We start from the raw sequence: 13,851 nt of genomic DNA on the forward strand, positions 1-13,851 counted from the left end.
GTCAGTACTTATTCGTAGTGGCGGATGTCGTCCAGGACGTGCTGGCCAAACTCCGGGCTGTTCAGGTGGCGCAAAATTCGCTCTGCGGTATCGTCCGGGCTGCTTAGCTGGCCTTGCTGATGCAGGTCGATAAAGCGGCTCAGGTTCGGGAACTGATCGCGGGACTGGCTACGGATATGGCCTTGCATATCGGTATCGACCACGCCCGGAGCCAGAGAGCAAACGGCCAGCTCGGGATTTTCCAGTTTCAGGGTTTGCGTATAGAAATCCAGTGCTGCCTTGCTGGAGCCATACACGGCCCAGCCCGAAACGGGCTTGCGGCCAGCACCCGAGGAGATATTGAGCACCTGGCGCTGGGCATCCTTGGGGGCGCCTTGCAAAAAGGCGGCGGTCAGGCTCATGACACTGGCGACATTCAATTGCAGCGCCTGTGTAATGGCCTGGGCATCGAGCAGGTGGCTGGCCTGCCCAACGGGATCAACCGTGCCTGCATTATTAATGAGGACGTAGCGTTGAGCCTGTGTCTGGCTGATCAAGGCTTGCAGGGCCTTGGCAGCTTCTTGTGCGCCTTCCGCGCTGGCCAGATCCACTTGCAGATGCTGATGAGCCCCTTGGGGCGCATCCAGTTGCAGTTCGCTGCGGGCCAGAGTGATCAACTGATGGCCAGCAGCCAGCGCCTGACGCGCCAGGGACAAGCCCAGACCGCGAGAGGCACCGCTTAGAACAGTCAGCGTGGAAGTGTGCATATTAAATCCCTTGTTTCAGGCTGGCTTGAATAAAGGCATCCAGGTCGCCATCCAGAATCTTCTGGGTATTGGAGCTTTCGTAGTTGGTACGCAAGTCCTTGATGCGGCTTTGGTCCAGCACGTAGGAACGGATCTGATGGCCCCAACCCACATCGCTCTTGGAGTCTTCTAGCTTCTGCTGCTCGGCCATGCGGTTGCGCATTTCCAGCTCGTACAGACGCGATTTCAGCATTTGCATGGCTTCAGCACGGTTACGGTGCTGCGAGCGGTCGTTCTGACACTGCACCACAATACCGCTGGGTTCGTGTGTAATACGAACGGCCGAGTCGGTTTTGTTAATGTGCTGACCCCCCGCACCACTGGCACGGTAGGTGTCGATACGCAAGTCGGCCGGATTGATTTCCACTTCAAAGGAATCATCGATTTCCGGGTAGACGAATACGCTGGTGAACGAGGTGTGACGGCCGTTGGACGAGTCGAAAGGGCTTTTGCGAACCAGACGATGCACGCCGGTTTCAGTGCGCAAAAAGCCGTAGGCGTAATCGCCTTCAATCTTGATGGTGGCCGATTTGATACCGGCAACGTCACCGTCAGACTGTTCCAGGATTTCAGCCTTGAAGCCTTTGTGTTCGGCATAGCGCACATACATGCGCAGCAGCATGGAGGCCCAGTCCTGGGCTTCGGTACCACCCGCACCGGCCTGAATATCCATAAAGCAATTGAGCGGATCGGCAGGGTTGGAGAACATGCGGCGAAATTCCAGCTCTTCAATACGGCTGGCCATGGCGGCACAATCTTCCTCGATGGCGGCGATGGTGGCATCGTCATCGTCCATCGCGGCAAGCTCAAACAGATCCTGTGAATCTTTCAGGCCCGTGTGCAAGGCGTCCAGCACATGCACCACGTTTTCCAGGCTTTTCTTTTCGCGGCCCAGATCCTGGGCGTGTTGAGGGTCGTTCCAGACGTTGGGGTCCTCGAGTTCGGCATTGACTACGTGCAAACGATGCGCTTTGTCATCGTAGTCAAAGATACCTCCGTAAGGCATTTTCCCGCTCCGAATAATCGGCAAGGCGGGCTTCCAGTTGATTAAGTCGTTCCGATTCCATGATTCAGCGGCTTTCCTATATTTGAGGTGCCATCCGCGCCAGCCAGCAGGGCGGCGCGCGGCAAACTTCCGATTTTACCCTTATCGGAGGTCTATGGCACGTATTGGCCGCTCACGAACTGGACATTGTGCAAGCAGCGGTGCGATAGGTGGACGCAGATTGATAGGAAGGTCGGTGTGAGAGGGTGGGCACAGTGGGGGCGGAGGGTTCAGCAAGATCGCTATCCAGGCTGAAATGGGCCACCACCTGGGCTAGAAACGTCGTTTGTTCCAACTGCTCCTGGGCCGTGTGGGCACTGTGTTCAAGCAGTTGGCGGTTGGACTGACCTTGCTGGTCCAGACGCGTCATGACCTGGTTTACGTATTCGATATGTGTCGCCTGATCCTGAGAGGCCTGGGCAATATCGGCCACAATACTGCGCATTTCATTGACTTTGTCTTGTGTGCTGGCCATGACCTGCGCCATGCCGCGCGCGGCCGCCGAGCTTTGTTCGGTTTGTTCGACCGAGCTGGAAATTAAGGTGGAAACCTGTTGCAAGGCATCGGTGGAGCGCAAAGCCAAATTACGCACTTCAGCGGCAACCACCGCAAAGCCATGACCGTGCACACCCGCTCGGGCGGCTTCCACGGCAGCATTCAGGGCCAGAATATTGGTCTGGAAGGCAATGCTGCGGATCAGCTTGGTGATCTCGCTCATTTTGTGTGAGCTGTCGGCAATGGCGTTGATGGTATCGAGCAAGTTTTGGGCGGCCTGGTTGCCCTGTGCGACCTGACTGGACGTGTCTTGAGCCAGTTGGTCGGCCGTTCGGGCCTGTTTGGCGTTCTGTCTGACGGTATCGGCCAGTTGATTCATGGTTTTGACCGTTTGGTTCAGCTCAGTGGACTGCTCTAGAATTTGTTCGCCCAGGTTATGGCTTGCCGACACAATTGCTGTTGAGCCATCGCGGATCAGGCCAGTTTGTTCACGGATCTGATGTACGACGGTTTGCACGCCCTGCCCAATTCCGTTCAGGGCGCTTAACAAGGTGCCGAACTCGTCGTGACGACGGACGTTGAGCTGGGCGTTGAGTTTACCCTTGGCCAGTTCCTTGGCCAGATTTGCGCCTTGATCCAGGGGGTGTTTGATGGAGCGATAGAGCAAGCGCAGGGCCGCTGAGCTGGCGATGAAAAACAGAGCCAGAGCGGCCAGTGCAAGGCTGAAAGCACGATCGCTGCTGCGGCCAGCCAGATCCAGAGAACGGTCCAGGCGTTCGCTGAATTGATGCTCGAATTCATCCAGTGTGTGTGTGATTTGGGCGGAGGCTTGAATGTATTGCTGGCTGAACACCAGCACTTTGGCCATCAAGGCATTGGGCAAGGCAATGCGGATCGTGCCGTTGTCATCTTCAAACTGGCCACTGGCCGTTTGAATGGCCTCGGACTGAACCTGACTAAGGGTCAGGGTCTGTTCATAGGCAGAGCGCAGCAAATCCTGCTCAGCCGGCTCCAGCTCCAGATCCCTGAAACGGTCCAGCATTGCTAAGGTGACCCCTTCCTGATCGGCTTGGGCACCGGTAAACACCGCCAGCAGACGGCGGAAGTTATCCTGAAATTCAATTTGCTCGCTGGAGACAAAGGCGATGGCCTGACGGCTGAGCAATTCGCTGATGCGTTTGAAGTCTTTGCTAAGCGCCGTGGTGTCGTGGCGCTGGGCTTCCAGGTGCTTGCGTTGTTCGATGCTGTTGCTCAGGTGCTGCAGGGCAATCAGCATCAGGACTAAAAACAGGCTCAGGGTTGCAAAGTAGGCGATAAAGCCGGTTTTGAGCGTCAGTAGTTTTTTCAAGGCGACTCCCACAAAGAGTGGGGTGCACCCAAGCGCTGATGCTCTTGTCGCACCCCTGTCAGGCGCACCTATCTTTGCATCTGATTGTGACAGGGGTGTGGCGCTATGTCTTAACGACGGTGGGGGGGGCGGCGAGGGGCAGAGGTCGGGGCGCCAACACGCTTGGGCAAGTGGCGGAAAATGATGCGACCTTTGCTCAGGTCGTAGGGCGACATTTCCAGGGTGACGCTGTCGCCAGCCAGAATACGGATGTGGTGCTTGCGCATTTTGCCGCCCGTGTAGGCGATAACGGCGTGACCGTTGTCCAGGGTGACACGAAAGCGTGAGTCAGGCAGGATTTCGGTGACGGAACCTTGCATTTCAAGTAGCTCTTCTTTGGCCATAAATCGGGACTCCTTTAAAAATAATGATTCCCGTCAGGCCCTGCTGGGCGGGACGGGGACGGGCGTAGCAACCAGGCAGACCGACAAACCGTACAAACGGTGTCTGGTGTCCAGCCTTGCGCTAGGCCCATGAAAATTGAGGTGAATCTGTGTCTGTCAGAACGGTTGGGTTCCAGACAGGGTCGGGTTGATCAAATTGAAAACACGCCCGCCGTTCGTGGGAAGAACCGGCCAGGGCAGACAGGGTCTGCCTACCTGAAAAACGGGCAAAAACACGAATACTTGCCAGAAACGTAGACCTGCATAACGACGCGCGGGACAGTCCCTTGCGGTTAAGAGTGCTGGTTGTGGTGCCAAGTAATGCACTTGGGGCGCTTGATCGGGTCAAGCTTTATTCCCAAAAGTGGGGGTGTTTCAAGGTCGATTTACCCTGGGTAGCTGCATCTGATGTTGTCAAAGCCAGACGAGCGTGGATGGGATGGGCCAATAAAACTCAATCAGCGCCATGACGTGACAATTGTATGATTATAAATAATATTTATGGATTGGTCAAAGATTGACCAGCCTGCATGGTCACAAGCAGGCGGGTAAAGGCGTAGAGGGCAGGGCATGCTTGCCTATATACTAGCCCCATCGTAGCGGCGCCGTGTTGACCTGAGCAGGGATCACACGCGCCGTTGCCGTTTTTTAGGACATGCTTGTGAGCACTCAGAAACTGACCCCTGGCACGACGGCTTTACTGGTTTTACCTACGATTTTGTGGGCCAGTAACGCCATCGTCGGACGCTTGATTCATGATCAGGTGCCGCCTATTACCCTGAATTTTTTTCGTTGGTTGGTGGCGTTCACCATCTTGCTTTTTGTGGGACGGCAAGTGCTGCGACGCGGCAGCAATTTGTGGGCCAACTGGAAACGCTACTCCATTTTGGGTTTGCTGGGCATAGGGATCTATAACGCTTTGCAATATCTGGCACTGCAAAGTTCCTCCCCCATTAACGTGACGCTGGTCAATGCCAGCTTGCCGTTCTGGATGCTGGTGATCGGCCGCCTGTTTTTCAAATCTACAGTCAATGGGCGGCAACTGGTCGGTGGTTTGATGTCTTTGCTGGGCGTGGTTCTGGTATTGACTCGCGCGGATTGGCAAGAGCTGATGGCCTTCCGTTTTGTGCCGGGCGATGTCTATATGGTGATCGCCACCATTGCCTGGGCGATCTATAGCTGGATGCTCAGTACGCGTCGCCATGAGGGTGTCATCGCACAGACATGGGCCACCGTCGTGATGGCGCAGGTGTTTTTTGGCTTGATCTGGTCCGGTGCATTTGCCGCCATGGAGTGGACATTCACGGACTGGCATATCGATTGGTCTTGGGGCTTACTGCTGGCTATTTTGTATGTGGGCACCGGTCCCGCCTTGATTGCCTTGCGCTGCTGGGGGGTGGCTGTCCAACGAGTCGGTGCCGCAACCGCCGGTTTTTTCGTGAACCTGATGCCGGTATTTGCGGCCTTGATGTCCGTTTTTATTCTGGGCGATACCCCCAAGCTTTACCACGGCGCGGCGTTCCTTCTGATTGTGGGCGGAATTTATGTATCGTCACGTAAAAGCTAAGGCCTGAGAGCACCTGGTATTGGGGGGCTCCAGCGAAAAAAGGACGCCCGGTAGAGCGTCCTTTTTTACTTTGTAGGCTCGGGTTCAAGTTCTTGAACGTGCCAGCAGAGGGTTACTTGCCATTACCCATGCGGCGGAAAATCGTCGCGACCAAAGGACCGGAAATATTGTGCCAGACACTGAAAATGGCGCTGGGCACGGCGGCCAGAGGCGAGAAGTGGGCACTGGCTAGAGCTACGCCTAGACCGGAATTTTGCATGCCTACTTCAATTGCCAGGGTTTTGCGTTGTGGCAACGGCATGCCGCTCAGGCGGGCCAGTACATAGCCCAGTATGTAGCCTAGGGTGTTATGCACGACAACGACCGAAAATACCAGCAGGCCGCTGGTCGCAATCTTGGCCTGGTTGCCGGCTACAACCGCAGCTACGATAGCCACAATTGCCACGACAGAGACCAGGGGCAGGGCAGCCACGCCCGCTTTGATTTTTTCGCCCAGCAGGGACTGCACAATAACACCCAGGGCAATGGGCAGAATCACGACCTGAACAATGGACCAGAACATGGCCGAGGCGCTGACCTCCAGCCATTGGCTGGCCAGCATGTAAATCAGGGCGGGGGTGACGATAGGCGCCAGCAAAGTGGAGACCGAGGTAATGGCAACCGACAGGGCCAGGTCACCACGTGCCAGGAAGGTCATTACGTTGGATGAGGTCCCGCCAGGGCAGCAGCCAACCAGAATGACGCCAATCGCTAATTCGGGCGGCAAGGAAAACGCATAGGCCAGGGACCAGGCCAAGACGGGCATGATGAGGAATTGACCCAGAACACCCACAGCCACTCGGCCCGGGCGTACGAACACCTCAGCGAAGTCCTGGCGCGATAAAGTCAGCCCCATACCGAACATGATGATGCCCAGAAGTGGAACAATATAAGCGCCTAACCAGCGGTAGTGGTCGGGAAAGTAAAAGGCCAAAATGGCAAACAGTAGAACCCAGATGGCAAAGGTATTGCCAACAAAACGGCTCAGGCGGGCGATAGCCTGCATGATGAAATATCCTTCAAGGAGCACGGCAGGCCGGTAGGCCGGCGTGGTGCGGATTAGTCTGTTATGGGGAGCAGCATGGGGCGGGCCAGGTGTAGACCGTCCATCGCAGACCTGCTTAAGGACTGGCGATACGACTTTCCGGTAGGGTGGGATAAAGCGCTGGCAGCACGGGGCTGTACGGGCAGATCTGGGTAAGGTCAGTTGTACAGGGGGTGGTGGGCGAAACGGGCAACATGGCAGGCCATGTTTTTTTATCCTGGAAGGCCGGGCTCGAGCGTATTGTAGACCCTGGTCACCAGGGTATTTTGATTAGCTTGCTTGCAAATGTGTGTATTGGGAGAAGGTGGGTGAATAGAGCGGGATCACGTCTGGCGGCTTACGCCTGTTTGGCCTTGTCCATGTCTTTGGTAGGCAGTTATATCGCCTTGACTCGGCCCTTGGTGACGGCACTGCCGGTGTTCTTGTTGGCTTGGTTGCGCTTTGGGATTGGTGGGTTAGCGATGCTGCGCTGGCTACGTAAACCCGCGAATGAACCCACGTTGGATTTGCGCACCCGTGGCTTGATCTTTCTGGAGTCTTTCCTGGGCAATTTTCTGTTCACCCTGTGCATGGTGACGGGCATCAGCATGACCAGCGCGGTGTCGGCAGGCGTGATCTTGTCAGCTATCCCCGGCATGGTGGCCTTGTTTAGTTGGTATTTTCTGAAAGAAAGCATAGGCCCGCGTACGTGGGCATCGCTGGCCCTGGGTATGGGCGGTATTGCCTTGCTCGCTTTGGTGCAGGCTGATGACCACGGTGTGGATCAACTGGATACGGGGAAAATGTGGTTGGGCAATGCACTGATCTTTTGTGCCGTCGTGTGCGAATCAGCCTATGCCGTCATTGGCAAGCGTTTGACCGCTGTGCTTAGCCCCAAGCGTATCAGCGCCATTATCAATCTGTGCAGTCTGGCCCTGATTACGCCGCTAGGCTTATACGCCGCCTGGGATTTTGATTTCACAGCACCGGCAGGCTGGATCTGGCCTTTGCTGGTGTTTTATTCCCTGGCCGCCAGTGTCTGGACGGTTTGGCTGTGGATGACGGGTGTGCGTTCCGTGCCTGCTTCGCAAGCCGCCGTATTTATGGTTTTGATGCCTTTAGGCACGGCGGCAGTGGGTGTGCTGGTGCTGGGCGAGAGCTTTACCACCGTGCATGTATACGCTTTCATCCTGGCTTTGGCGGGCTTGGTGTTGGCGACTTTGCCGGCTCGGGTGAAATCGTAAAAAAACCGCTGCATAAGCAGCGGTTCAGGAAGAGAAATATTGGTGGAAGCGATAAGGCCTAGTCTTGTCCCTGAGCAAATTCAATAATGAATTGCACGCTGACATTCCCATTCCATTCGTTCTGATCCAGGCGATAGGCGGCTTCGATATTTTCAGGCAGCAAGGTATCGCGATTGAACCAAATGGCATCGAAGTATTCGCCGTTACGCTCCAGGCTCAGTTTCAAATGCTTGTTTTTCAGCAGGCGCTGCTGGCGCACAAAGAACCGGTCACGGAATACTGGCGCTGGAAAACCTGCACCCCAGACTTGTTTTTGCAATATGCCCGCCACCGTAATATTGATGTGTTCAGGTTCCAGCGAACCGTCGGTTTCGATGATGGGGTCAAATTGAAAGCGGCCTGTCAGCTCCTGCACTGCTTCCTCAAAAGCCTGTACGAATACATCGTAATTGTCCTCTTCAATGGTCAGGCCGGCTGCCATGGCGTGACCACCAAACTTCAGAATCAGACCGGGATAGCGTTTGGAGACCAAGTCCAGCGCATCGCGCAGATGCACGTCGGGAATAGAACGGCCCGAACCTTTGATCTCGCCTTCGTCACCTTGGGCAAAGGCCAGGGTAGGGCGCCAGTATTTCTCTTTCAGACGTGAGGCGACCAGTCCGACGATGCCTTGATGCCATTCCGGGTGAAACACGCACACCGTGGCACTGGTGTCCGGTTCAGCCAGCTCGGCCGCGCGTAGCGCCTCTTCGCGCATGGACTGCTCAATCGAGCGGCGATCCTGGTTCATTTCTTCCAGTTCGCGGGCCAGATTGGCGGCTTCATCCTCGTCGTCCGTGATCAGGCAGCGTATGCCCAAGGCCATATCGGCCAGTCGACCAGCGGCGTTGATGCGTGGGCCCAAGGCAAAACCCAGATCAAAGGCACTGGCCTGACGCGGATCGCGGCCTGCAACTTGGAACAGGGCGCGCAGTCCGGCTTGCATCTGGCCCTTGCGCATGCGCTCCAGCCCTTGAGTGACGATCAGGCGGTTGTTGGCATCCAGGCTGACCACGTCGGCCACAGTACCCAGGGCGACCAGATCAGCCAGCTCGTTCAGGCGTGGGCCGGCGTTGGCTTCATACACTCCGCGCTGGCGCAGCTCGGCACGCAAAGCCAGCATCAGGTAAAAAATAACGCCCACACCGGCCAGGTTCTTGGAGGGGAATTCACAGCCGGGCTGATTGGGGTTCACAATCGCCAGAGCATCGGGCAATTCATCACCAGGCAAGTGATGGTCTGTGACCAGAACTTTCATACCCGCCATATGGGCGGCTTGCACGCCATCAATACTGGCAATGCCGTTATCCACCGTAATCAGCAGATCCGGCTTGCCCGAGGGGTGTTGCTCAGCCAGTTCCACCACGGCGGGTGATAAGCCATAGCCGGTTTCAAAGCGGTTTGGCACCAGAAAGTCCACGACAGCGCCCATGCTGCGAAGTGCACGCAGGCCCACGGCACAGGCGGTAGCGCCGTCACAGTCGTAGTCGGCAATGATCAGCATGCGATCCCGACGGGCAATGGCATCGGCCAGCAAGACGGCGGCTTCACGCGCCTGGGTCAGCATATTGGGCGGAATCATGTTGCGCCAGGCCGGATCGATCTGGGCGGCATCGGTCACACCTCGAGAGGCCAGCAAGCGGGCCATTAAATCGTGAATCCCGGCCTGCTTCAGGGCTTGGCTGGCGGCTTCTTGGGCGGGACGGTTTTTCAGGATAGGGGTGACCACCACTGACTCCAGTTAGAGGTTTGTTTGAACAGGGACAGAGGCCAGAGACGGCGCGAGGCAGGACCGACGTGAGCGTAGCGGTCCAGTCCGGTCAGCACCAGCTCAGGCATGGGCCCTGCCGTGAGGGGGGCGAGCACGGTACGATCCAGCTCGGCCAGTTGTTGCAGCCAAAGCCCCCAGTCTTGTCGTATCAGGCTGTCTTGCAAATCATCAATAATGCGCAGCCCGGCAGGCTCGGGGCCTAGCTGTTGAGAGGTGGCTCCGCCAAACAGCCACAAGCTGTTCACATTGGGCAGGCCCGCCTGTTCGCGTTCCTGATTGTCCGGGAGCGCAAAGGTCAGCATCTGGAACTCATTGATCAGGCGACGCCAGGGGCGGGTTTGCACATCCTGTGTCCACCAATTATTCAAATTGCTTTGGCTGACCAATTCTGTAGAGGCCGCATGCACCGTAAAATCAGCCGGTGGAGTGACGCGCCATAACTCGGGGCTAACGTACTCGAACTGAAAGCCGGTGTCCTCAAGATAGGGGCCAATAGCCGCCAGCAGGGCCCGACTATAGGACTCGGACAAGGTCAGCTGTGGCGCCGGTATCAGCATGGCGCCCTCGCGAGAAGGGGCGATGTGAACCAGCTCTGCCAGCCAGACCGCTTGGTCCGGTGCCACTGAGTGGATTTGTTTCAACTGGCGTAGCCGCAAAGGGGCCAGACCTGCGCTAAGATGCTGGGCTTGGTGCGCCGTAAAGTGATGGGCGTGCAAAAGCCAGGATTGTGCTGGCGTGCACAGGTCCTCGGACGGATCACGTACCGACAGCGTCCCCTTGCCCTGAGTGAGTAACTGAACCAGTGAAGGGGCCGTCTGGGGCAAGTGTTTGATGAGTTCGCGCGCGATGGCCGGTTCCGGCAGCGCACCGTTGATTACGATCTGCATGATAGCGATTGTAGTGTTTTCTTTGAGGCGATAGCAGCTCGCATGGGATACGAATTTTGGATTGGGGCGCGGTATGCCGGCCTGGCTAAGGGTCGCAAACGGCGTGGGGGACGAAAAGACCGTTTCGTCTCCTTTATTGCGGGCAGCTCAATGGCGGGGATTGCCTTAGGTGTTGCCGCGCTGATTGTGGTGCTGTCTGTCATGAACGGTTTTCAGACTCAGGTGCGCGATCGCATGCTGTCGGTCTTGCCGCATATTGAATTGATTGTGCGCAATGCAGACCATCAACAAGTGTTGAATGAATGGAAAACGCTGGCCCAAAACGCCCAGACCAATCCGGCGGTGGTGGGCTCGGCCCCTTATGTGGCCGGGCAGGGCATGCTGGTGCGCAGCAATCAATTGATGGGTGTGCAGGTCCGTGGCATTGAGCCTGACCAGGAAAGCAAGGTGTCCGAGCTGGCCCAGCAAATGGTGGTGGGCAGACTTGAAAGTCTGCAGCCAGGCACGTTCGGCATTGTGTTGGGAGAGCAGTTGGCCAATCAGTTGCGTGTCAACACGGGCGATACGGTCATGCTGATGGCCCCGCAAGGATCGATCTCACCGGCCGGTTTTTCGCCCCGCATGCGCCAGTTCACAGTAAGCGGCGTGTTTTCTTCCGGCTATTACGAATACGATGCCAGCCTGGCTTTTGTAAACGTGGAAGACGCTTCCAAGATTTTCCGCGACAGCGGCAATAGCGGCGTGCGTCTGCGTATCAAAGACATGCAGCAGGCGCCGATGGTGGCTCAGGAGTTGGCCAGCAAAATGCCGCGTAACGTGCTGGTGTCCGACTGGACAGCCAATAATCGCACGTGGTTTGCCGCCGTTCAAACTGAAAAACGCATGATGTTTCTGATCCTGGCGCTGATTGTGGCCGTGGCCGCGTTCAACCTGCTGTCCTCGCTGGTAATGGCGGTAAAAGACAAACAGTCGGATATTGCGATTTTGCGCACGATTGGTGCTACCCCCAGTGAGATTGCCCGTATTTTCCTGGTGCAAGGGGCCTTGATTGGCGTGGTGGGCACCTTGCTGGGCGTCGGTTTGGGCACCTTGATTGCCTACAATATTGACGTCATCGTGCCCTTTATTGAAAACCTGATGGGCCGTAAATTCCTGCCTCAGCAGATCTACTTCATCAGCGAGCTGCCGTCCAATCCGCAGGTCTACGACATTGTGCTGATTGCCATCGTTTCTTTGGTTCTGTCCTTTCTGGCCACGCTGTACCCAAGCTGGCGTGCGTCCAAGCTTCAACCTGCACAGGTACTGCGCCATGACTGATCTTATCGCTCCAACCGTCTTGCGCGCCCGTGATGTCAGCGTCCAGTACGAGGAAGGCGGCAATACCATCCACGTGCTTTCCGGGGTAAATCTGGAAGTGTGCCGTGGCGAGATGGTGGCCATTATTGGTGCTTCCGGCTCGGGTAAAAGTACCTTGCTGCATGCGTTGGGTCTGCTGGACAAACCCAATACAGGCAGCATCGAGGTCAACGGCACCCAGACGGAAAGCTTGAATGAAAGCGAGCGCAGTCACTTGCGCAACAAAGTGTTGGGCTTTGTGTACCAGTTCCACCACCTGTTGCCTGAGTTTGATGCGCTCGATAATGTGGCCATGCCTTTGATCGTGCGCCGCATGAAGCGCGCAGACGCACGCGAACAGGCCCAGCAATTTTTGGAGCAAGTGGGTTTGTCGCAGCGTGTGCATCACTATCCGGGCCAATTGTCTGGGGGCGAACGCCAGCGGGTTGCCTTGGCGCGTGCTTTGGTGACACGACCTGCCTGCGTGCTGGCCGATGAGCCTACCGGTAATCTGGATCGTTACACCGCTGAGGGCATGTTTGAGCTGTTAAGCCGGGTTAATGAAGAGTTCGGCACGGCGTTTGTCATCGTGACCCATGACCAGGCCTTGGCTTCTTTGGCCCATCGTCAATTGGTCATGGACAAGGGTTACCTGACTCAGGAAATCAAGGCCGATCGTCGGTCTTGATCGCTAGCAAGGACGTGGCCCGTCGCGCCGCGTCCCGTTCCTTGTCGGCTCGGCCTGGTTTTGGGGGAGAGTCTCGCTATGCTTATCGATACGCACTGCCATCTGGATGCTCCCGAGTTTGCTCAAGACCGAGAGCAGGTCATTGAGCGTGCCCGTGCGGCGGGCGTCTGTTCGATTGTGGTGCCTTCCGTAGGGGTATTCGATTTTCAGGCCGCCCGCGAGACAGCCATGGCGGCGCCCGGTGGTGTGTATGCCTTGGGTATTCATCCCCTGTTTACACCTAAAGCGGGGGCAGCGGATCTGGAGGCCCTGGAGCAGGAAATCCAGCGGCGTCTGGATGATCCGCGTTTTGTTGCTCTGGGTGAAATCGGTCTGGATTACTTTGTGCCAGAGCTGAAAACCGATCAGGCCAGCCGTCATCAGGAATGGTTGTATGAAGCCCAATTGGCCATGGCGCAACACTATGGCCTGCCTGTACTTCTGCATGTACGCCGCTCCCAGGATAGGGTATTGAAATATCTGCGGCAGTTTCCGGGAGTAGGCGGAATCGCTCATGCGTTTAACGGGAGCGAGCAGCAGGCGCAGATGTTTGTACGTCAGGGCTGTGCCTTGGGTTTTGGCGGGGCCATGACCTTTGGCCGGGCCAAGCAGATTCGCCGTCTGGCGCAGGACATGAGCCTGGCTGATATGGTGCTGGAGACCGATGCGCCGGATCTGGCGCCGTCCTGGCTGGTGGAGCCGGGAACGCCGCTGGCTTCGGTTCGTAATGAGCCGGCTGAAGTGAAGGGCATCGCGGCAAGTCTGGCGCAACTGAGAGGGATGGACGTGGCCGACGTTATTGCCCAGACCGGGGCGACAGCACGACGAGTCTTGCCACGGCTGGATGCGTTTTTAGCTAGCCAAGGGCTTTAGGCTGAATTCAGTTTTTTTTTGAGCTTGTCGGGGCTGTTTTTCTGCAGTCTGAGGTGTTTGAGGCTGACTTTGTGCTTGCTTGTCCAATCGCTTCATCTCAAGCCATCTAGCTTTCTCGCTTCTTACCTTTTCCTCAGCCTCATCATTCCCCCCGGTTCTATCGCTGCCTCTATTTAGGGCAGGCCGCTGCCATTAACTCTGCCCACTAAGGTTGCGGTGAAACTCCCTGCTCTTCTTCTTGCTACTTTTG

12 protein-coding genes are annotated in these 13,851 nt (G+C 56.6%); 5 read left to right on the forward strand and 7 right to left on the reverse strand.

The window, feature by feature from the left end:
• Positions 1–8: 8 nt before the first annotated feature.
• From AC6I6N_RS01695 to infA, 4 genes are all read right to left on the reverse strand, one after another.
• A complete protein-coding gene (locus AC6I6N_RS01695; RefSeq protein ID WP_094196432.1) occupies positions 9–746 on the reverse strand; it encodes an SDR family NAD(P)-dependent oxidoreductase in 738 nt (245 codons plus the stop codon).
• 1 nt (position 747) lies between these two features.
• Positions 748–1,852, reverse strand: a protein-coding gene (gene prfB / locus AC6I6N_RS01700; RefSeq protein WP_123049043.1) for a peptide chain release factor 2 whose coding sequence is annotated in 2 segments (ribosomal slippage) — positions 748–1,770 and positions 1,772–1,852 — 1,104 coding nt in all. Because the reading frame shifts where the segments join, the coding sequence is not laid out codon by codon here.
• Between the two features lie 111 nt (positions 1,853–1,963).
• A complete protein-coding gene (locus tag AC6I6N_RS01705; protein ID WP_497942820.1) occupies positions 1,964–3,673 on the reverse strand; it encodes a methyl-accepting chemotaxis protein in 1,710 nt (569 codons plus the stop codon).
• Positions 3,674–3,783: 110 nt separating this feature from the next.
• Positions 3,784–4,056: a translation initiation factor IF-1 gene (infA, locus tag AC6I6N_RS01710; RefSeq protein ID WP_094196433.1), complete on the reverse strand. Its 273-nt coding sequence runs from the start codon at positions 4,054–4,056 to the stop codon at positions 3,784–3,786.
• A gap of 694 nt (positions 4,057–4,750) precedes the next feature.
• Here infA and AC6I6N_RS01715 point away from each other — a divergent pair.
• Positions 4,751–5,662: a DMT family transporter gene (locus AC6I6N_RS01715; RefSeq protein WP_094196434.1), complete on the forward strand. Its 912-nt coding sequence runs from the start codon at positions 4,751–4,753 to the stop codon at positions 5,660–5,662.
• Between the two features lie 112 nt (positions 5,663–5,774).
• Here AC6I6N_RS01715 and AC6I6N_RS01720 read toward each other — a convergent pair whose 3' ends face one another.
• On the reverse strand, positions 5,775–6,707 hold the full coding sequence (locus AC6I6N_RS01720; protein ID WP_094196435.1) for a bile acid:sodium symporter family protein: 933 nt from the start codon (positions 6,705–6,707) through the stop codon (positions 5,775–5,777).
• A 347-nt stretch (positions 6,708–7,054) separates the two neighbouring features.
• On the opposite strand from AC6I6N_RS01720, the gene AC6I6N_RS01725 reads away from it, so the two are divergent.
• Positions 7,055–7,969: a DMT family transporter gene (locus tag AC6I6N_RS01725; protein ID WP_497942823.1), complete on the forward strand. Its 915-nt coding sequence runs from the start codon at positions 7,055–7,057 to the stop codon at positions 7,967–7,969.
• A gap of 58 nt (positions 7,970–8,027) precedes the next feature.
• On the opposite strand, the gene recJ is transcribed toward AC6I6N_RS01725, so the two are convergent.
• Both recJ and AC6I6N_RS01735 read right to left on the reverse strand, forming a co-directional pair.
• Positions 8,028–9,737: a single-stranded-DNA-specific exonuclease RecJ gene (gene recJ / locus AC6I6N_RS01730; protein WP_346548753.1), complete on the reverse strand. Its 1,710-nt coding sequence runs from the start codon at positions 9,735–9,737 to the stop codon at positions 8,028–8,030.
• Entirely contained in the window at positions 9,719–10,666 is a 948-nt protein-coding gene (locus AC6I6N_RS01735; RefSeq protein ID WP_094196438.1) for a hypothetical protein, read from the reverse strand. The genes recJ and AC6I6N_RS01735 overlap by 19 nt, the downstream gene beginning before the upstream one ends.
• A gap of 42 nt (positions 10,667–10,708) precedes the next feature.
• Between AC6I6N_RS01735 and AC6I6N_RS01740 the strand changes: the two genes are divergently transcribed.
• The 3 genes from AC6I6N_RS01740 to AC6I6N_RS01750 all read left to right on the forward strand — a co-directional run bounded on the left by AC6I6N_RS01740 (position 10,709) and on the right by AC6I6N_RS01750 (position 13,601).
• Complete coding sequence (locus AC6I6N_RS01740) at positions 10,709–11,983, forward strand: lipoprotein-releasing ABC transporter permease subunit (RefSeq protein ID WP_094196439.1); 1,275 nt, start codon at positions 10,709–10,711, stop codon at positions 11,981–11,983.
• A complete protein-coding gene (locus AC6I6N_RS01745; RefSeq protein WP_108727337.1) occupies positions 11,976–12,689 on the forward strand; it encodes an ABC transporter ATP-binding protein in 714 nt (237 codons plus the stop codon). The genes AC6I6N_RS01740 and AC6I6N_RS01745 overlap by 8 nt, the downstream gene beginning before the upstream one ends.
• Before the next feature lie 78 nt (positions 12,690–12,767).
• Complete coding sequence (locus AC6I6N_RS01750) at positions 12,768–13,601, forward strand: TatD family hydrolase (RefSeq protein ID WP_125278093.1); 834 nt, start codon at positions 12,768–12,770, stop codon at positions 13,599–13,601.
• Positions 13,602–13,851: the final 250 nt, after the last annotated feature.

The organism is Alcaligenes sp. LTN-3 (genome assembly GCF_059735605.1).

What these genes read in the sequence shown, in the direction of transcription:
- AC6I6N_RS01695 (WP_094196432.1), bottom strand. Translation starts at nt 746, where the DNA reads ATGCACACTTCCACGCTGACTGTTCTAAGCGGTGCCTCTCGCGGTCTG.
- infA (WP_094196433.1), bottom strand. Translation starts at nt 4,056, where the DNA reads ATGGCCAAAGAAGAGCTACTTGAAATGCAAGGTTCCGTCACCGAAATC.
- AC6I6N_RS01715 (WP_094196434.1), top strand. Translation starts at nt 4,751, where the DNA reads ATGCTTGTGAGCACTCAGAAACTGACCCCTGGCACGACGGCTTTACTG.
- AC6I6N_RS01720 (WP_094196435.1), bottom strand. Translation starts at nt 6,707, where the DNA reads ATGCAGGCTATCGCCCGCCTGAGCCGTTTTGTTGGCAATACCTTTGCC.
- AC6I6N_RS01735 (WP_094196438.1), bottom strand. Translation starts at nt 10,666, where the DNA reads ATGCAGATCGTAATCAACGGTGCGCTGCCGGAACCGGCCATCGCGCGC.
- AC6I6N_RS01740 (WP_094196439.1), top strand. Translation starts at nt 10,709, where the DNA reads ATGGGATACGAATTTTGGATTGGGGCGCGGTATGCCGGCCTGGCTAAG.
- AC6I6N_RS01745 (WP_108727337.1), top strand. Translation starts at nt 11,976, where the DNA reads ATGACTGATCTTATCGCTCCAACCGTCTTGCGCGCCCGTGATGTCAGC.
- AC6I6N_RS01750 (WP_125278093.1), top strand. Translation starts at nt 12,768, where the DNA reads ATGCTTATCGATACGCACTGCCATCTGGATGCTCCCGAGTTTGCTCAA.